We start from the raw sequence: 17,385 nt of genomic DNA, 5'->3' as shown, positions 1-17,385 counted from the left end.
TGGGAGGAAATCTATGAAGCTCGCGTTCAACAGCTGGGTCTATTCCAGCTTCCCCGTCTGGGTACCCTCCTATCCGCTCGCCGACACGATCGAGCGCATAGCCGCGATCGGCTATGACGGTATCGAGATCGGCGCGGCGAGCCCCCATGCCTATCCCGACTATCTCGGCCCGGAGCGTCGCAACGAAATCCGCCGGGTGCTTGAAGCGAACGGGCTGGCGCTCGCCAGCATGCTGCCCGCTCCCGGCGGCGGCCCAGGCTTCAATGTCGCTTCGCCGTTGCCGGAAGAAAGAGTCAACACCCGCGACCAGTATCGCAAGGTCATAAACCTCTGCGCCGATCTCGGCGGCAGGACTGTCATCTATGTGGCCGGATGGCAGGTCTTCGGCACAAGCCGCGAGCAGGCATGGTCCTGGAGCCGCGAGGCGCTTGCCGAAATCGCCGAGGCTGCGGCCGCGCGCGGCGTGACGATCGTCATCGAGCCGACATCTGCCGACAGCAACCTCATCGATTCCTGCGATGACGCGATGCGGCTGATGGCCGAGGTGGACAAGCCCAACGTCAAGCTGATGTTCGACACCTACCACGTCATCTATCGCAACGAGGTTGCAACAGACTATGTCCGGCGCATGGGCAAGGACCTGCGCCACATTCATCTGGCCGACGCCAATCGTGCGGCACCAAGCGATGCCGGCAGGGCCGATTACCGGGCGATCGTCGCCGAGCTCAAAAAGATCGGCTTCGATGGCTACCTGACCATGGAGATCGGCTTCGATCGGCGCGCCGTCGAGCCCGACCGCATCGCGCGCGAGGCTTTCACCTACATGAAGAGCCTGCTGGCCGAGGCTTAGTACCGGCTACTCAAGGCTGCAAACGAGATCGGGGCAGGAGGCTTTCGCCTTCTGCCCCGATCCTGCTGTGTGTCAGCGCCCGAGCCGTCATCCTCGCGATGTCGGTTCGGGCGCCTGCCGCGCTTCTAATCCCCCAGAAGCGCGTTTTCTATTCCCGCTCGCCCGTGAAGTTGAGGAGCAGCTGGAAGATGTTGACGAAGTTCAGGTAGAGCGAGAGTGCACCGAAGACGGCGAGCTTCTGGCTCGATTCCTGGTCGAAGTTCTCGGAATACTGTTCCTTGATGTTCTGCGTGTCCCAGGCGGTCAGGCCGATGAAGACCACGATGCCGATGACCGAGATCGCGAACTGCAGGGCGCTCGAGCCGAGGAAGATGTTGACCACGCTCGCGATGATCACGCCGATCAGGCCCATCATCAGGAACGATCCGAACTTGGAAAGGTCACGCTTCGTCACGTAGCCGTAGAGGCTGGTCGCACCGAACATGCTCGCGGCAATGAAGAAGGTGCGGGCGATGCTCGTGCCGGTGAAGACGAGGAAGACCGATGCGAGCGAGAGGCCCATGACGGCACAGAAAGCCCAGAAGGTCATCTGCGCGGTACTTGCCGACATCGTCTGGATGCGGAACGAGAAGAAGAAGACGAAGGCAAGCGGAGCCAGCATCACCACCCACTTCAGCGGCGACTGGAAGATCGGGACGTAGAGCGCCGGCGTGCTGCCGACGACGAAGGCGACGATGCCGGTGATGACCAGCCCGACGGCCATGTAGTTGTAGACGCGCAGCATGTGCTTGCGCAGGCCCTCGTCGAACAGCGTCTGTGACGTCGCTCCCGAGCCGTAGCCATATCTCGGATTGACAGGATTCATGTCGATCTCCTCGTGTTGTAACTAGTAAAGTGTGCGGGCGAGCCTGCCGGCCGCCTCATCGAGATTTGCCGCCTTGCTGCCGACGAGGGCATAAGCAACCTCGCCGATCTGCCAATAGGCTGCATCCACTCCGTCGACGGTCACGTGATTGACCCGCTCGACGGCAAAGCTGCCCGGACGCGCGGCAAAGAGCGAAAGGCGCTTTCCACCTTCCGCCTCTATGGCCATTTCGACGCTCGGGCCGAATTCAGACGGATAGACCTGCACGTCTGAAACCTTCCAGTTCCGGAGCAGCTCAGGCATGACGATCGCCGTTGCCGCGCGAATGCCGTCGGCATCGTAGCCTGCGGCCGGCTTCTGCGACGGCATGTTGCTGCGAAGCATGGTTGTCTGGTGCGCGCGCACCGCGTCCTCGACAAAGGCCGGTGCCGGAACCGATGCGGAAACCTCCGTCGCCGTGAAGGCGCCGAAAGAGGTGTGCGCGACCCAGCCGGCCATGACAAGCACGCCGACCGCGGCGATACGCTGGATCGAATTCAGCATGCGTCCGTAGGAAAGTCCGCGCTCAAGGCGCCGTGCCGCCTCGCGCGTTTGAGGATGGCCATGGACCTTGTCTCCGGCAAGTGCCAGGCGCAGCTCGCCCTTGAGACTGAGGTCGGCCATTACCTTCGCCGCCATCTCCGGATTCTCGGAGAGATAGGACTCGACCTGGATGCGCCGCGTCACGCCGAGCTCGCCGTCGACATAGGCGTCGAGATCGGTATCGATGATCGGATCAACCGCCTTCATTGCCGTTACCTCCGACAATTCTGAGATGCGATGCGCGCGGTGTTTTTTCCTCGAGCTCCCTGAGCATGGCGCGAGCCCGCGAAATTCGCGACATCAGAGTGCCGACCGGGATGCCGAGCGCATTGGCGGCTTCCTGGTAGGAGAGATCCTCGATCGCGACGAGATGCAGGGCCTCGCGCTGCTCTTCCGGCAGGTCGAAGAAGGCGTTGCGAACCTGCTGCAGGCGGACTGCATGTTCCTGCGCCGGCGGAACCGCCTGTTCGGCTTCTTCTGCGGCGGCATCATGCCGCCTTGTCAGCGAGCGCGATTTGCGCAGCCTGTCGATATGAGCATTGTGCAGGATGGCGAGCAGCCAGTTTCGAAGGTTCGCGCCGCGCCGGAAGGTTTTTCGGCGCTCGTAGGCGCGGACGAGGGCGTCATGCACCAGGTCTTCCGCATCGGCGGAATCGCGCACCAGCGAACGCGCGTAACGCCTGAGCGTCGCGAGCTGGCCGATAACTTCGAACTGGCGGTCCTTCTGTTCCATGCTTGAGTATACGAGAACAGCCGGAGATTTATTCCCACCCCAGCAGAAATTTTCTGCAATTGCCCGCCCGATCGGGAGGGACGCCTTCATGGCCGTTCAGACTTTGCTGTCTTTACTTATACACGGGAGACTTTTCATGCCCCTCAACATACGAAGCGAAGAGGTCAATGCGCTCGCCGCAAAACTCGCCGAGAGGATACAGGTCAACAAGACGGAGGCCGTGCGGATGGCTCTCGAGAACGAGTTGCGCCGCATCGATGAGGCGGTCCCGCTCTGGGAGCGACTGAAGCCCCTGCGCGAACGGATCGCGGCCTATCCTGATACAGGCCTTGTCGCCGACAAGGAATTCTTCGCCGAACTCAGCGGCGAATACTGATGTTCGTCGATGCCTCCGTCATCATCGCGATCATGACCGGCGAGCCCGGCGCCGAGGAGTTGGCGGCGCTGCTCGATGCTCTCGGCGAGCAGCAAGCGATATCCTCGGTCCTTGCCGTCTGGGAAGCGGTCGTGAGGCTCTATCGGAAGAAGCGCATTCCCATGGCGGAGGCGGAAGCGCGCGTGCAGGAATTTCTGCAGGTTGCGCGTATCGAGGTCATGTCGGTCGCCAGTGACCAGATGCCGGCCGCCCTGCAGGCATTCGAGCGCTACGGCCGGCACCGCTATCCGGAGGCCGAGCAAAACAGCGCGCTCAGCCTCGCCGACTGCTTTCATTATGCGACGGCAAAGTCGCATGGCTTGCCGATCCTGACGACCAATACCGGCTTCGCGCTGACGGACATCGAGGCAATCGGGCCTAGCCGCTGAGGCGTCTGCGTATCAGGCGTGCTGTTCCGCAAGGTGCTGGACCGAACCTTCTGCAAGTTCCTCCAGGATCGGACAATCCGGCCGATCGTTGCCATGGCAGGCGTGGACGAGGTGCTCCAGTGTACGCCGCAGCTCCATCATTTCGCGGATCTTGCGGTCGATCTCCGAAAGCTTCGCCTGCGCGATATCCTTGACGTCGCCACTGGCCCGGCTCTTGTCTTCGTAGAGGGCGAGCAACTGCCGACATTCCTCGACGGAGAAGCCGAGGCCGCGGGAGCGCTGCAGGAAGCGAAGCTTGTGGACATCGGAAATGTCGTAGTCGCGATAGCCGTTTCCGCCCCTGTCGGGGCGGATCAGACCGATATCCTCATAGTAGCGGATGGTCTTCGACGGCAGGCCGGACCGCTCCGATGCTTCGCCGATGTTCATCTATTCACTCCTTCAAAGTTTTTCGAATCTCAGCCGCAGCGCATTGCTGATGACCGAGACCGAGGAAAGGCTCATGGCGGCCGCAGCTATCATCGGCGAAAGCAGGAGGCCGAAGACGGGGAAGAGCACGCCGGCGGCTACCGGGATCCCAAGCGCGTTGTAGCCAAAGGCAAAGCCCAGATTTTGTCTGATATTACGCATCGTCGCTCCCGCAAGCCGCCGTGCTCGCACGATGCCGTTGAGATCGCCCTTGACCAGGGTGATGCCGGCACTTTCGACCGCGACATCGGCGCCTGTACCCATGGCGATCCCGACATCGGCCGCGGCAAGCGCCGGGGCATCGTTGACGCCATCGCCGGCCATGGCGATCACCGCACCCTTTGCACGTAGTTCGTCCACCAGCGCCTTCTTGCCTTCCGGCAGCACGTCGGCACGCACCTCGTCGATGCCAAGGCTCTTGGCCACCGCGCGAGCGGTGCGTTCGTTGTCGCCGGTCGCCATGATGATCTTCAATCCGCTTTCGTGCAGGGCCTTGATGGCGGCGGCGGTGGTCGGCTTGATCCGGTCCGCTACGGCGACAAGGCCGGCAAGCGCGCCGTCGACGACGACGAACATCACCGTCTTGCCTTCGCCGCGCAACGCATCGGTCCTTTCGGCGAGCACCGCCGGGTCAATACCGAGATCGCCGAGCATCGCGGCATTGCCGAGCGCGACCGATACGTCGCCCGCCTTGCCCTCGACGCCCTTGCCGGTCTTTGCGGCAAAGCCCGTAACTTCCACGAAGCCGGTACCACGCTCTTCGGCACCCGAAACGATCGCTTCGGCCAACGGATGCTCTGAGCCGCGCTCGAGGCTGGCGGCAAGCGAAAGCAGTCGTGCTTCGTCGATGTTACCGAAGGGGACGACGTCCGTCAGCTTCGGCTTGCCTTCCGTCAGCGTGCCGGTCTTGTCGACGATCAGCGTATCGACCTTCGAAAAGCGCTCCAGCGCCTCCGCATCCTTGATGAGCACGCCTTCCTGCGCACCCCGGCCGGTTGCGATCATGATCGACATCGGCGTCGCAAGGCCGAGCGCACAGGGGCAGGCGATGATGAGGACGGCGACTGTAGCAAGCAGCGCATGCGCAAGCTGCGGTTCGGGACCGACGAAGTACCAGACCAGGAAGGCGATGATCGCGACGGCGACAACCGCCGGCACGAAGATCGCCGAGACGCGGTCGACCGTCCCCTGAATCGGCGCGCGCGAGCGCTGCGCCTTCGCGACCATGTCGACGATGCGCGAAAGCGTCGTGTCCTCGCCCACCTTCTCGGCGGTCATGACCAGCGTGCCGTTCTTGTTCATCGTGCCGCCGGTCAGCATGTCGCCCTTCGTCTTCTCGACAGGAACCGGTTCGCCGGTGATCATCGATTCATCGATGGTCGACTGGCCCTCGATCACGGAGCCGTCGACGGGTACGCGCTCGCCGGGGCGCACGCGTAGCCGGTCGCCGGCCTGAATAACATCGACGGAAACGTCGCTCTCGCTACCGTCGGCATCGATCCGGCGTGCCGTCTTCGGTGCGAGGTCGAGCAGGGCGCGGATTGCCGAACCCGTGCGTTCGCGGGCCTTGAGCTCCAGCACCTGGCCGACGAAGACCAGTGCGACGATAACGGCAGCGGCCTCGAAATAGACCGGAACCATGCCTCCATGCCCGCGGAAACTGTGCGGGAAGATGTCGGGCAGAAGGACAGCAACGAGGCTGTAGACATAGGCCGTGCCGACCCCGAGGCCGATCAGCGTCCACATGTTCGGGCTGCGGTTGACGACCGATGCCCAGGCGCGGCGGAAGAAGGGCAGGGCGGCCCAGAGCACGACCGGCGTTGCGAGCAAGAGCTCGATCCATGTCGCAAGCGGCTCGCCGATGGTCTCGCGAAGCGGCAGGCCGAGCATCGGGCCCATGCTGAGGGCGAGCAGCGGAACGGAAAGCACCGCGCTGACCCAAAGCCTGCGGGTGAAGTCGATGAGCTCCGGGTTCGGACCTTCATCTGCAGGCGGGACGCCCATCGGCTCCAACGCCATGCCGCATTTCGGGCAGTCGCCGGGGTGATCGCTGATGACCTCCGGATGCATCGGGCAGGTATAGAGCGTGCCCTTCGGCATCGCCTTGGCAACCGGCCTGCTGCCGTCGAGATAGCTGGCCGGATCGGCCTCGAACTTGCCCCTGCACGCCGCCGAGCAGAAATAGAACTTCTCGCCCTCATGCTTCAGGAAATGCTTGGCCGTAGCCCGGTCGACGCTCATGCCGCAAACGGGATCCTTTGCCGTCAGATAATCCTGCGGCGCGGCCTCGAACTTCGTCCGGCAGCCGCCGCAGCAGAAATGATAGGTGTGGTCCTGATGATCCAGCGATGGCTTGCCGGCATCGGGATCGACCGTCATGCCGCAGACCGGGTCGCGCGTCATCAATGCAGTCTTTGACGCCTCCGGCGCATCATGGTGATGATCGCCGTGCCCATGTGCATGGGGATGATGGTGATGGTCTTTCGTCGTGTCCATGTTCGGTTCTCCGAGGCCCATTTAGGCATCCGGACAAACTTATCAACCTTCCAGCAACTGGAAGGTCAAGAGAAAAATGAAGGGGCCGCTCGCGGGCCCCTTTTTCGGTGCAAGAGTCCGTCCGCCCCGGCCTCAGAGGAGGCCGCGGTCCGCCAGATTGCGCATGAGTGCCGACAGGCCGAACGTCCATGGCGGGCATTCGGTGGAGAGCCGCACCGAGTTCACCAGCGTGCCGAGCCCCGGCGACTCGATTTCCACGACGTCCCCGAGCTTGTGGGTAAAGCCCTGGTTTGGCGCGTCGCGGTCCTGCGTCGGGGCGAAGAGCGTGCCGAGGAAGAGCATGAAGCCGTCGGGATACTGGTGATGCGGGCCGCAGGTCTGCTTGACGAGGTCGGTGGGATCGCGACTGATCTTCGCCATCGAGCTTTGTCCCTTGAGCACGAAACCGTCCTCGCCCGTCACCTTGAGGTCGAGGATCGCGCGGCGCACGTCGTCGATTCCGTAGCTCTGGTCGAAGAGCCGCACGAAAGGCCCGATCGAGCACGACGCATTGTTGTCCTTCGCCTTGCCGAGCAGCAGCGCCGACCGTCCCTCGACGTCGCGCAGGTTGACGTCGTTGCCGAGTGTTGCGCCCTTGATCTCGCCACGGCTGTTGACGGCAAGCACGATCTCCGGCTCGGGATTGTTCCAGGTCGAAACCGGATGAAGGCCGACATTGGCCCCCCAGCCGACGGCCGAGAGAACCGGCGCCTTGGTGAACACCTCGGCGTCCGGCCCGATGCCGACCTCCAGATATTGCGACCACATGCCCTCGTCGATGAGCGCCTGCTTGACTGCGGCAGCTTCAGGCGAACCAGCCTTTAGATTGGCAAGGCTGCCGCCGATCAGCGTGCTGACACGCTCGCGGATCGAGGCGGCACGGGCGGGATTGCCTGCCGCCTTCTCCTCGATGACGCGCTCGATCATCGATTGGGCGAAGGTGACGCCACAAGCCTTTATGGCCTGCAGGTCGGCCGGTGCTAGAAGATAGGGAAGGGCGGTATCGGGTGTTGCCGCCGTGCTGTTGGCCGCGATAGCCTCGATCGTTCCGAGCGACGGGCCTGTCGCGGCGCGGACGAATCCGGCCGGATCATCCATTTCCAAGAGTGCGCTCAGCGTCGGCGCCGCCCGCGAGGTGATATCGACGAGAGCGCCGTCACGCAGCACGACGATGCTCGGACCGCCGGCCCCAGGATTCCAGACGCGGCCGACAAGCAGGCCCTGCGTCGCTGCAGCGTCGAGGATGGGATAAGACATTTCGAAACCTCCCGATTGGCGGCGGCGAGATCGCGCCGCCTTTGCTCGCTCGGCAGCAAATGCCGAGACGCGTCAGACCGCAAGGGAAATCGCCCTTATTCCACAAGTCGGCCGCTCCCTTTGCGTCAAAAAGATAGATGAGAGGCGATCGTTCGAGAGCCGGCCTATGCCGGCTCTGGGTTTTCCGGCAGCAGAAGCACGACCGGCTGCGACCCCAGACACGAGCCGACCGGCAAGGTCGCACCGGCCCTGTGAATCGAGCCCGTGAGGGCGTCCCGCATCGTGCTGTCCTGCAGCGACGCCGGCAGCACGACCGCCGTATCCGACCAGAAATCGGCCGGCGCGTGTAGCTTTCCCGGCACCAGGCGGCCATGCATCAGGCGGGGAACGACCACCAGCGCGAAATCCCTGCCGCTCTGCCGTGAGAAAGCAAGCACATGGTTGCCCTGGCTCCCGGTGACGTCGAGCGGTAGATAGGAGCCGGGAGAAAAGAGCGACGGCCGCTCCTGACGAAGCCGCAGGCAGCGCTGCACCAGCTTGAGCTTCATCGCCCCTGGCTCCAGATCGGTCCACTGTTCTTCGTTCTCATCCAGCACTGCCGCGAGCCGGTCGAACGCGACCGGACGACGGTTGTCGGGATCGACAAGGCTGAAATCCAGCATCTCTGCCCCCTGGTAGATGTCGGGCACACCGGGCGCAGTCATCTTGAGCAGCGTCTGCGTCAGGCTGTTGAGGAGGCCGGTGCGGATAAAGGGCTCCAGCGTCGCGGCGAAATCCCTCGCAAAGGCGGTATTCCCCGCGGAAAGCAGGTTTCGCGCATAGGCCTTGACGGCATCTTCGTAGTCCTCGGCCGGCTCGAGCCAATCCGTGCGCAGCTTCGCCTCGCGCACCGCCTTTTCGACATAGGCAAGGAAGCGGCCTTCGAGCTGTTCGCGATCCGGGCTCGAGGACGGATCGAAGCGCGCGGGCCATATTCCCGCAAGCGCCTGATAGAGCATCCATTCGACATTCGGCTCCGGCGCGGATCCGCCGGCAAGATCGCGGATGAGGTGGCGGTTCATCTTTCGCCAGCGGGTCACGCCAGCAGCCCAGGCCTCGGGCGCCTCGCTCAAGGCATAGAGCCTTGCGCGGGCGTCCTCGCCGCGCTTGGTGTCGTGGGTGGAGGTTGCGGAAAGCCCGTTCGGCTGCCGACGCAGGCGCCCGCCCATCAGGCTATGGAAGCGTTGGGGGCCTCCCGGCGGGCGTTCCGGCTCGCCGCCGACTTCATTTGCTGCCAGCAGGCAATTGTATTGGTAGAACAGCGTGTCCTCGAGTGCCTTCGCCATGATCGGGCCGCTCAGTTGCTGGAAGCGGATGCGGAAGCGACGAGCCTCCAACGTCGCTATTTCTCCGGAAAGAACGCCACCGACGAGCGCCAGCGCCTCGGCTCGCGCGGCTCGCGCGGCATACCGGATCGCGGCATCGAGCACCTCACGGTCATGTGCATCCGGCGGTCCATCGACACCGTAAGTCCGGTAGACCGGAAAGCCGATCAGAAGTTCTGCGATCGCCGTCCTGATGTCCTCGGCCCTCTGCTCGGACCAGCCTTCGCTTTCGGCGATCCGCATTGCGAGATCCACCAGGAACGCGACCTCGCCGTCAAAGTTGTGCTCGATCATTCGGCTCTTGGCGTTGCGCTCGCCGCCCCGGTAGTCGGCGGCCTCTTCCGCCACCAGCCGATAGGCTTCATGAAGCCATCGGCTTCCATGCGGATCAATCATGAGATCGGCAAGTGCGGCGATGAACTCGTATCCGGTCGTCCCAGCGACCGGCCAGTCCACTGGAAGCATTTCGTCGCCGGCAAGGATCTTCTCGACGACGATATAGGCGTCGGGGCCGGCCTCGCGCCGCAGACGTGCGAGATAGGCCTCCGGCTCGGCAAGACCGTCGACATGGTCGATGCGCAAACCGTCGATGCGGCCGGACCGCAGCAGCTTCAGGCTCTCGCGGTGAACATCGTCGAAGACGGTATCATCCTCCACCTTCAGACCTGCGAGGCCGGCAATCTCAAAGAAGCGCCGGTAGTTCAGCTCGCTTCGCGCATCCTGCCAGGGTATCAGACGCCAGGGCTGACGGCCGTGGAGGTCACGCATGAAGGCGGGATCTGATGCGAGGGTCGCAAGTCTCTCTTCAAGTCGGTGCCGGGCTGCGACGTCGGAGAGCAGGGCACGCATCTCATCGTGGAAATCGGCGGGGGACGAGGGCTCGGCGGCTGCGGCAAGTTCAGCCACGCGGAGCGCCAGCGGATCGTCCAGTTCGCGCAGCACTTCGCCGTAGGTTCGCGGATCGAGGGCGATGCGATTTTCGTAATAGGCAGCGGCGAGATATCCGCCGTCGGCATCTGCAACGAGCCGCAACTCGCGGTCAGCCAGCACCTCGTCGAAAGGTCGGCCAAGGCAGGGGAGCGTCAACCGCTTCGTCCAGTCGATATCGAAATGTCCGGCATAGGGGCTGTCGGCTCCCCATTCGAGCAGGCTCAGCCACCATCGGTTTTCCGGAGAGGCGGCCATGTGGTTTGGAACGATATCGAGGATCAGGCCGATACCAGCGGCCTTCAGATCGCCGACGAGGCGGTCGAAACCCGCTTCTCCCCCAAGTGCGGAGTCGAACCCATTGGGATCGACGACGTCATATCCGTGGGTGGAGCCTCGCGCGGCCCTGAACACAGGCGAGGCGTAGAGGTGGCTGATGCCAAGCGCCTTCAGGTAGCCGATGATCTGCCGGGCGCGGTCGAAGGTCATTCCGTCGCGAAACTGCAGCCGATAGGTGGAGGTCGGAAAGGTCATGGAGATTGTTCTGTCGCAACTATGCGCCTCGGTGCTGACTTTCCAGAACGGCATGCCGGCCGCTTTGTTCCGTGGCTATTACACCAGAGACGGGAGCCTCAGCCGAATATTCTACCAATATTATAGAGTTTAAACTTTAATTCCTTATCGGCCAGCTTCCCGTCCTCATAATAAAGCCCAACGGGAATTATCGTGCCCGCATGCGCGCGGGTGACGGCCGCAGGATGCGCGGCGACAGGATTTCTCATGGCGCGAACGCTGATTTTTCCAGGATTGAACGGCTCTGGCGAAGGGCACTGGCAACAATACTGGGCGCAGGACGACGCAACTGCTCTGATCGTGCAGCAGAGGGACTGGGAAAGACCCGTGCTGGACGAATGGGCCGCGAGGGCGGAGGCTGCGCTGGTGGCGTGCGGAGAGGCCTTTATCGTCGCCCACAGTCTCGGCTGCCTCCTTGCTGCAAGGCTCGCCGATCGCCCGGTGGCCCGCAGAATCAAGGGCGCGCTCCTCGTTGCCCCCTGCGATCTGGAACGCACCGAAAGGCTTCATCCCGGACAGATAGAGTTCGCGGATATGCCAGCAAGAGAACTGCCGTTTTCGACCCTCGTCGTGGGCAGCCTAGACGACCATTACATGTCGTTCGAGAGGCTGCGGCACTACGCCTCCCTGTGGAAAAGCGATCTCATCCATCTCGGCCATGCCGGGCACATCAACGTGGCGAGCGGCTTCGGCCGTTGGCAGGACGGCTATGATCTCGTGAAGCGATTGAAAACACAGTCTGATCGTCCCGCACTGGCGACGCTCGCCGCCTCCTAGTGGACCGAGTACGGTGGCGAGCCTTCAGGCCTCTGGCGCTTTGGACTGCGAAAATAGCCTCAGAAAGTGCTTGCAGGGGCCCTTAAATAGCGCTTTTATACACGACCAAAACGATAGACAATAATGTCTCAAGTCCGCGCCAAGCGGCAAGACAAGGGGTTTGGCGGACTAGGAGCCGCCATTTCCAATGCGGAGGAAATCACCGCGCTGGAACCGATTTGAACGCCGGAAGTTTGATTGCGGCGGGAATCCGTGAGGACTTATCTCTGACTGCATCGAATGCGCTGAAGCCTTGATCGACCACGTAGCGGCAAGCCGCAAAGGAGTTGATATGACGGTTCGGGGACTTTTCTCTTCGAAGGCTGCCGCGGCAGCACCAGCCTGCAGCGTTCCGCGCATCGCCATTGTTGGCCGCGGCTTTTCCGGCATGATGATGGCGATCTCGCTGATGAAGACCGTCAAGACGCCGTTCCATCTTCAGCTTTTCGATCCGAATGCGGACGTCAGCGGCGGTCAGGCACTGGCCTCGGCCCAATTGGGCGAGATCCTCAATAGCCGCGTGCGTGACCTTTCCGTTTCCGAGGGTGATCCCGAGGATTTCAACGGCTGGCTGCTGGGCAATGCCGAATTCCGCGCCGCCGTGCCGGCCGCCATTCCCGGGTTCCAGCAGATCTTCGTGCCCAAGGGCATCTTCAGCGACTACGTCTTCCAGCGCTTTTCCGAAGCGCTCGCCACGCGCCACGACATCACCGTGCAGGTCTGCCACGAGCCGGTCATTTCCATTGGCCGCAGCCGCGGCAACCGCTTCCTCGTCGAGAGCGCAAATCCGGGCAATCCGCTGTTCGACCGGGTCATCCTCGCCACGGGCTACGGCATCAGCAATCCGGCGCAGCAAAAGCGACAGCATGCAGTGGATGAGACGGGCGTGCGCGCGCGCCGCCTTGTCGCCCGCCCGCACACGGTTCTGCTCGGCAGCGGCCTCAGGGTCGTAGATACCTTGCTGCGCATGCGCGAGGACGGCTATGCCGGCCAGATAACGATCATTTCGCGGCGCGGTTTCCTTCCGCAAAGCCATACCCGCATGTCCGCAGATCCGGTGTTCCCAGCCGAAGCCCTGCCGTCGAGCCTTCCGGAGATCGTGCGCTTCATTCGCGATGCCTGTCGCCGCGCCGAGGAAGAGGGCCAGAACTGGCAGTCGGTGATGAACGGCCTGCGCAAGCGCGCCCGCTCGCTGTGGCGGTCGCTTCCTGCGCGCCAGAAGCAGCAGTTCAACCGACACCTCAGGGCAATCTACGACAGCCATCGCAACCGCCTGCCCGAAGCTATCTATCTTCGCCTGCGTCGCGAGCTTGCGGAAGGCAACACCGTGTTGCGCAAGGGTGTCGTGGGAGAACGCATGCCGGGCGGCATCATGATGAGGCCCGCCGGCAAGTCGCAGGAGGAACTCGTCTATTGCGACCAGGTGCTGGATTGCCGCTGCCAGGCGCCCCACCTGGACACACCGCTGATGCAGAGCCTGATTTCGGCCCGCCTTGCCATGCCGGACGAGCTTGGCCTTGGTCTCGCGGTCAATGCGGCGGGCGAGGTTTCCGTCGATGGGCGGACAACGGCGGGACTGTTCGCGATCGGTCCGCTCGGGCTCGGCAGCCTGCCCGATATCGACCTCGTGCCGGAGATCGTCACCCAGGCCTATGCCGTCGCGGAGCGACTGGCACGGATCTATTATCCGCACGAGCAGGCGGTCTGAACCATCCTTCCGTCCTGCCGCTACGGCAACGCTGCGGCGCAGTGAATACAGTTTTCCATTCATGCCGGACCTTGCGATCTTGGTCCGGGGCCGCGAATTTTTCCCTCCTGATGGAACCAATTGAAATCAGAGGCGTTTCGGGAGTTGGTCCGTAGCGCCGAGGGGAACATGCAGCTTGCCGAGAATGAGCGACGCATAGAGTCATTGATGGACGAGGGGCGCTTTCGCCTTCTCGTCGACGCGATCACGGACTATGCCATTTTCATGCTGAGCCCGGAGGGCCTGGTCACAAGCTGGAACGCCGGGGCGCAGCGTTACAAGGGCTATCAGGCCCATGAAATCCTCGGTGAGCATTTCTCTCGCTTCTATCCCGAAGAGGATCGGAAGGCCGGCCTGCCGGAGCGGGCGCTTGCAACCGCGCTGAGCGAAGGGCGGTTCGACAACGAGGGCTGGCGCGTCCGCAAGGATGGAAGCCGCTTCTGGGCGCATGTCATCATCGATCCGGTGCGCACCTCGACAGGCGAACTGATCGGCTTTGCCAAGGTGACGCGCGACCTGACCGAGCGCAAGCAGGCCGAGGCCGAGCTCAAGCGCAGCGAGCAGCAGTTTCGCATCCTCGTGCAGGGTGTCACCGACTACGCGATCTACATGCTTGATCCCGACGGACTGGTCTCCAACTGGAACGCGGGGGCGCAGCGGATCAAGGGCTATATGCCCGAAGAGATACTCGGCCAGCATTTCTCGCGCTTCTACACCGACGAGGACAGGGCAAGGGGCGAACCGCAGCGCTCGCTCGAAACGGCGCGAAGGGAAGGCCGCTTCGAAAGCGAGGGCTGGCGGCAGCGAAAGGACGGAACCCGCTTCTGGGCAAGCGTCGTGGTCGATGCGATCCGCGATGAGCGCGGCGAACTCCTGGGTTTCGCCAAGGTCACGCGTGACATAAGTGAAAAGAGACAGGCGCAACAGGCGCTCGAACGCGCCCGCGAAGAGCTCTTCCAATCTCAGAAGATGGAGGCACTCGGCCAGCTTACCGGTGGGATCGCCCATGATTTCAACAATCTGCTGATGGCGGTGCTCGGCAGCCTGGAGATCGTCCGCCGACGGCTGCCGGAGGATTCGCCGATCGCGCCACTGATCGCCAACGCCGTCCAGGGTGCCCAGCGCGGGGCTGCGCTCACCCAGCGGCTGCTCGCCTTCTCCCGCCGCCAGACCTTGCAGATGGACGCGATCGAGGTTCCGGCGCTGATCGCTGGCATGACAGACCTGCTGCAGCGGTCGCTCGGGGCGACGGCATTTCTGGAAACCCGCTTCCCGCCCGATCTTCCATCGGTGATGACGGACTACAACCAGCTGGAGACGGCAATCCTCAACCTCGTGGTCAATGCCCGGGACGCGATGCTTTCCGGCGGCCTGATCTCGATCACCGCCTACGAGGAGACCGTTTCGCCAGGTCAGGCGGCAGTGCTGCGCCCGGGCCGTTATGTCTGCATTTCGGTAAAGGACGAGGGCGAGGGCATGGACGCCGAAACGCTCGCCCAGGCGGCGGCACCGTTCTTCACCACGAAAGGCGTCGGCAAGGGCACCGGCCTTGGACTGTCGATGGTGCAGGGGCTCGTGGAGCAGTCGGGCGGAGGGCTCGTGCTCAGAAGCGGAAAGGGTAAGGGAACCACTGTGGAGCTCTGGCTTCCTGTCGCCACAGACGGCGCGAAATTAGCCAGCGCGGAAAAATCCGCCCCCTCGAAGTCGGCCGCACACGAGCAAAGGTCGCTCAGGATCCTTGTCGTCGATGACGACAGTCTGGTGTTGAAGAACACGACGCTGATGCTGGTCGATCTCGGCCACAGCGTGCTGGAGGCCGAGGGTGGAGAGGAAGCGCTCGACATCCTGCGCCATCAGAGGGTCGACCTCGTCGTCTCCGACCATGCCATGCCACGCATGACTGGATCGCAGCTCGCCGAAATCATCCGCGGGGAATGGCCGCAACTGCCGATCATCCTCGTCACCGGCTATGCCGAATTGCCGGCCGGCAGTAGCCCTGACCTGCCGCGGCTCGGCAAACCCTTCTCACAGGAACAACTCGCCGAGACGATTGGCAATCTCATGATCTGATCGTGCCGGGCAGGGCGGCCTTCGGGCGAAAGGGGCTGCTCCAAAAGGTCGCATGGACAGCCCGTTGCCTCCGGCCGTCGCGTCAAGTCTTTCCTCCAAGTAATTGCTCCGCCTTTGGCTTATAGTTACGTCCGCTCCTGGCTCGAGAAGAGAATAAGCCGGGCGCACCCCTTCGATGCAGAAATGAATGCATTCAAATATTGACATTGTATGGCTTCAATGACATTTGAATGCATACAGGCGCAGACAATGCGCCGCAGATCTCCGGAAGGAATGGACGATGTCGGACGATTCAGATTGGCCGCCGCTGCCACCGATGCAGACGGGCCTCAGGGGCCGCTGCCCGCGATGCGGCCAGGGTCATCTCTTCAAGGGATTCCTGACCCTGCAGCCGAAATGTGAGGTCTGTGGGCTCGACTATTCCTTTGCCGATCCCGCCGACGGCCCGGCCTTCTTCGTCATCTGCTTTGCCTGCATCCCGAGCGTCGCCCTCGGCGTCTGGCTCGAAGTGCAGTTCAGCGCGCCCTATTGGGTGCATCTCTTCACCACGCTGCCCTTCATGCTTGCCACCTGCATACCGCCGCTGAGGCCGCTCAAAGGGTGGCTTGTCGCCAGCCAGTATTTCTACAAGGCCGAGGAAGGCCGCCTGGCAACACCACGAAATTGAATGCATACAATGCGGACTACTTCCTGGTCGCGCGGATGGGTGCCGTTCAACGAGAATTGTCTTGCCGGAGGCACCGGCGAGCGGTAGGCACAGGTCTACCCGCCCCGCTTTCCCATTGAAGGTTCCCCGCGATGCATTTGACCCTTGCCGAGGCTGAGCAGCTCGTTGTCCGCGCGCTGGTACGCAACAGGGTAAGCGAGGGAAATGCGCGATCGGTGGCTGTCGCCCTCGTCGCTGCCGAAGCGGCCGGGCAGGGGGGCCACGGGTTGAGGCGCGTTCCGGCCTATGCCGCGCAGGCCAAGAGCGGCAAGGTCGATGGCTTTGCGCGACCGCTTCTCACGAGGCCAAGGCCCGCGGGTCTGGCGATCGACGCCGTGCACGGCTACGCCTATCCGGCACTCGACCTCGCTCTGCAGGAACTACCCTCCCTGGCAAGGAGCCAGGGCATTGCATTTGCCGCCATCAACCGATCCCATCATGCCGGCGTCATGGGCCTGACCGTCGAGCGGCTGGCCGATCAGGGGCTGGTCGGGCTGATGTTTGCCAATGCGCCTGCAGCCATGGCGCCCTGGGGTGGCCGGCGGCCGCTCTACGGCACCAATCCGATCGCCTTCGCAGCACCGCTTGCGGATGCCGATCCCGTCGTCATCGATCTCGCACTCTCCAAGGTGGCGCGCGGCAAGGTCATGGCCGCCAGACAGAAGGGCGCGGCGATCCCGGCCGACTGGGCCTTCGACCGCAACGGCAATCCGACGACCGATGCCGAAGAGGCGCTGCGGGGCACGATGATGCCCGCAGGCGAGGCCAAGGGTGCGGCCCTGGCGCTGATGGTGGAAATCCTTGCTGCCGGCATCACCGGCGCGAACTATGCCTTTGAGGCCTCTTCGCTTTTCGACGACAAGGGGCCGCCGCCGGCGCTCGGCCACATGATCATCGCCATCGATCCCGTCGCGACCGGCGGAAACTGCGTTGCGGCAAGACTGTCGCAACTCGCAGACGAGATTACCTCCGATCCCGATGTCCGCCTACCCGGCCGGCGCGGTCAGACCGCCCGGCGCGCGGCGCTCGCCGATGGCATCGAGATCGAGGATGAGGTGATCCGCGCGATCGAACTTACCTGACCCACC

At 63.2% G+C, this 17,385-nt stretch carries 15 protein-coding genes; 8 read left to right on the top strand and 7 right to left on the bottom strand.

Annotated elements, in window-relative coordinates; genetic code table 11:
• Nucleotides 1-13: 13 nt before the first annotated feature.
• Nucleotides 14-850, top strand: a complete 837-nt coding sequence (locus EV286_RS24350; protein WP_132959757.1) for a sugar phosphate isomerase/epimerase — start codon at nucleotides 14-16, stop codon at nucleotides 848-850.
• Between the two features lie 148 nt (nucleotides 851-998).
• Here EV286_RS24350 and EV286_RS24345 read toward each other — a convergent pair whose 3' ends face one another.
• From EV286_RS24345 to EV286_RS24335, 3 genes are read right to left on the bottom strand one after another with little or no spacing between them, the layout of a single operon-like run.
• The gene (locus EV286_RS24345; protein ID WP_132959756.1) at nucleotides 999-1,715 is read right to left on the bottom strand and encodes a Bax inhibitor-1/YccA family protein; all 717 of its coding nucleotides are present in this window, start codon (nucleotides 1,713-1,715) and stop codon (nucleotides 999-1,001) included.
• Nucleotides 1,716-1,736: 21 nt separating this feature from the next.
• Nucleotides 1,737-2,504 (bottom strand): anti-sigma factor, encoded by a 768-nt coding sequence (locus tag EV286_RS24340; RefSeq protein WP_132959755.1) that lies wholly within the window; start codon nucleotides 2,502-2,504, stop codon nucleotides 1,737-1,739.
• The gene (locus EV286_RS24335; RefSeq protein ID WP_132959754.1) at nucleotides 2,491-3,030 is read right to left on the bottom strand and encodes a sigma-70 family RNA polymerase sigma factor; all 540 of its coding nucleotides are present in this window, start codon (nucleotides 3,028-3,030) and stop codon (nucleotides 2,491-2,493) included. Before EV286_RS24335 ends, EV286_RS24340 begins: the two co-directional genes overlap by 14 nt.
• A gap of 136 nt (nucleotides 3,031-3,166) precedes the next feature.
• Between EV286_RS24335 and EV286_RS24330 the strand changes: the two genes are divergently transcribed.
• Both EV286_RS24330 and EV286_RS24325 read left to right on the top strand, forming a co-directional pair.
• Entirely contained in the window at nucleotides 3,167-3,406 is a 240-nt protein-coding gene (locus EV286_RS24330) for a type II toxin-antitoxin system VapB family antitoxin (protein ID WP_132959753.1), read from the top strand.
• Nucleotides 3,406-3,834, top strand: coding sequence for a type II toxin-antitoxin system VapC family toxin (locus tag EV286_RS24325; RefSeq protein ID WP_132959752.1), 429 nt, complete (start codon nucleotides 3,406-3,408; stop codon nucleotides 3,832-3,834). Before EV286_RS24330 ends, EV286_RS24325 begins: the two co-directional genes overlap by 1 nt.
• Nucleotides 3,835-3,846: 12 nt before the next feature.
• Here EV286_RS24325 and cueR read toward each other — a convergent pair whose 3' ends face one another.
• The 4 genes from cueR to treY form a co-directional block, all read right to left on the bottom strand.
• Nucleotides 3,847-4,263, bottom strand: coding sequence for a Cu(I)-responsive transcriptional regulator (gene cueR / locus EV286_RS24320; RefSeq protein ID WP_132959751.1), 417 nt, complete (start codon nucleotides 4,261-4,263; stop codon nucleotides 3,847-3,849).
• A 12-nt stretch (nucleotides 4,264-4,275) separates the two neighbouring features.
• Nucleotides 4,276-6,798, bottom strand: coding sequence for a heavy metal translocating P-type ATPase (locus EV286_RS24315; RefSeq protein ID WP_132959750.1), 2,523 nt, complete (start codon nucleotides 6,796-6,798; stop codon nucleotides 4,276-4,278).
• 132 nt (nucleotides 6,799-6,930) lie between these two features.
• Nucleotides 6,931-8,094, bottom strand: a complete 1,164-nt coding sequence (locus EV286_RS24310; RefSeq protein WP_132959749.1) for a fumarylacetoacetate hydrolase family protein — start codon at nucleotides 8,092-8,094, stop codon at nucleotides 6,931-6,933.
• Nucleotides 8,095-8,258: 164 nt separating this feature from the next.
• Nucleotides 8,259-10,919: a malto-oligosyltrehalose synthase gene (treY, locus tag EV286_RS24305; RefSeq protein ID WP_132959748.1), complete on the bottom strand. Its 2,661-nt coding sequence runs from the start codon at nucleotides 10,917-10,919 to the stop codon at nucleotides 8,259-8,261.
• Nucleotides 10,920-11,165: 246 nt separating this feature from the next.
• Here treY and EV286_RS24300 point away from each other — a divergent pair, with 246 nt between their 5' ends.
• The 5 genes from EV286_RS24300 to EV286_RS24280 all read left to right on the top strand — a co-directional run bounded on the left by EV286_RS24300 (nucleotide 11,166) and on the right by EV286_RS24280 (nucleotide 17,379).
• A complete protein-coding gene (locus EV286_RS24300) occupies nucleotides 11,166-11,735 on the top strand; it encodes an alpha/beta hydrolase (RefSeq protein ID WP_132959747.1) in 570 nt (189 codons plus the stop codon).
• 331 nt (nucleotides 11,736-12,066) lie between these two features.
• Nucleotides 12,067-13,482 (top strand): FAD/NAD(P)-binding protein, encoded by a 1,416-nt coding sequence (locus EV286_RS24295; RefSeq protein ID WP_132959746.1) that lies wholly within the window; start codon nucleotides 12,067-12,069, stop codon nucleotides 13,480-13,482.
• Between the two features lie 168 nt (nucleotides 13,483-13,650).
• Nucleotides 13,651-15,591 carry a PAS domain-containing sensor histidine kinase gene (locus EV286_RS24290; protein ID WP_132959745.1) on the top strand — a complete coding sequence of 647 codons (1,941 nt, stop codon included), beginning with the start codon at nucleotides 13,651-13,653 and terminating at the stop codon, nucleotides 15,589-15,591.
• Between the two features lie 280 nt (nucleotides 15,592-15,871).
• Nucleotides 15,872-16,258, top strand: a complete 387-nt coding sequence (locus tag EV286_RS24285; RefSeq protein ID WP_132959744.1) for a DUF983 domain-containing protein — start codon at nucleotides 15,872-15,874, stop codon at nucleotides 16,256-16,258.
• Nucleotides 16,259-16,389: 131 nt separating this feature from the next.
• Entirely contained in the window at nucleotides 16,390-17,379 is a 990-nt protein-coding gene (locus tag EV286_RS24280) for an Ldh family oxidoreductase (protein ID WP_132959743.1), read from the top strand.
• Nucleotides 17,380-17,385: the final 6 nt, after the last annotated feature.

Source organism: Rhizobium sp. BK251 (assembly GCF_004345245.1).
Classification (GTDB): domain Bacteria; phylum Pseudomonadota; class Alphaproteobacteria; order Rhizobiales; family Rhizobiaceae; genus Rhizobium.
This window is presented reverse-complemented; position numbering and strand designations above follow the sequence as displayed.

What these genes read in the sequence shown, in the direction of transcription:
- EV286_RS24330 (WP_132959753.1), top strand. Translation starts at nt 3,167, where the DNA reads ATGCCCCTCAACATACGAAGCGAAGAGGTCAATGCGCTCGCCGCAAAA.
- EV286_RS24335 (WP_132959754.1), bottom strand. Translation starts at nt 3,030, where the DNA reads ATGGAACAGAAGGACCGCCAGTTCGAAGTTATCGGCCAGCTCGCGACG.
- EV286_RS24345 (WP_132959756.1), bottom strand. Translation starts at nt 1,715, where the DNA reads ATGAATCCTGTCAATCCGAGATATGGCTACGGCTCGGGAGCGACGTCA.
- EV286_RS24300 (WP_132959747.1), top strand. Translation starts at nt 11,166, where the DNA reads ATGGCGCGAACGCTGATTTTTCCAGGATTGAACGGCTCTGGCGAAGGG.
- EV286_RS24315 (WP_132959750.1), bottom strand. Translation starts at nt 6,798, where the DNA reads ATGGACACGACGAAAGACCATCACCATCATCCCCATGCACATGGGCAC.
- EV286_RS24285 (WP_132959744.1), top strand. Translation starts at nt 15,872, where the DNA reads ATGTCGGACGATTCAGATTGGCCGCCGCTGCCACCGATGCAGACGGGC.
- EV286_RS24290 (WP_132959745.1), top strand. Translation starts at nt 13,651, where the DNA reads ATGCAGCTTGCCGAGAATGAGCGACGCATAGAGTCATTGATGGACGAG.
- EV286_RS24280 (WP_132959743.1), top strand. Translation starts at nt 16,390, where the DNA reads ATGCATTTGACCCTTGCCGAGGCTGAGCAGCTCGTTGTCCGCGCGCTG.
- EV286_RS24325 (WP_132959752.1), top strand. Translation starts at nt 3,406, where the DNA reads ATGTTCGTCGATGCCTCCGTCATCATCGCGATCATGACCGGCGAGCCC.
- EV286_RS24310 (WP_132959749.1), bottom strand. Translation starts at nt 8,094, where the DNA reads ATGTCTTATCCCATCCTCGACGCTGCAGCGACGCAGGGCCTGCTTGTC.
- treY (WP_132959748.1), bottom strand. Translation starts at nt 10,919, where the DNA reads ATGACCTTTCCGACCTCCACCTATCGGCTGCAGTTTCGCGACGGAATG.
- cueR (WP_132959751.1), bottom strand. Translation starts at nt 4,263, where the DNA reads ATGAACATCGGCGAAGCATCGGAGCGGTCCGGCCTGCCGTCGAAGACC.
- EV286_RS24350 (WP_132959757.1), top strand. Translation starts at nt 14, where the DNA reads ATGAAGCTCGCGTTCAACAGCTGGGTCTATTCCAGCTTCCCCGTCTGG.
- EV286_RS24340 (WP_132959755.1), bottom strand. Translation starts at nt 2,504, where the DNA reads ATGAAGGCGGTTGATCCGATCATCGATACCGATCTCGACGCCTATGTC.
- EV286_RS24295 (WP_132959746.1), top strand. Translation starts at nt 12,067, where the DNA reads ATGACGGTTCGGGGACTTTTCTCTTCGAAGGCTGCCGCGGCAGCACCA.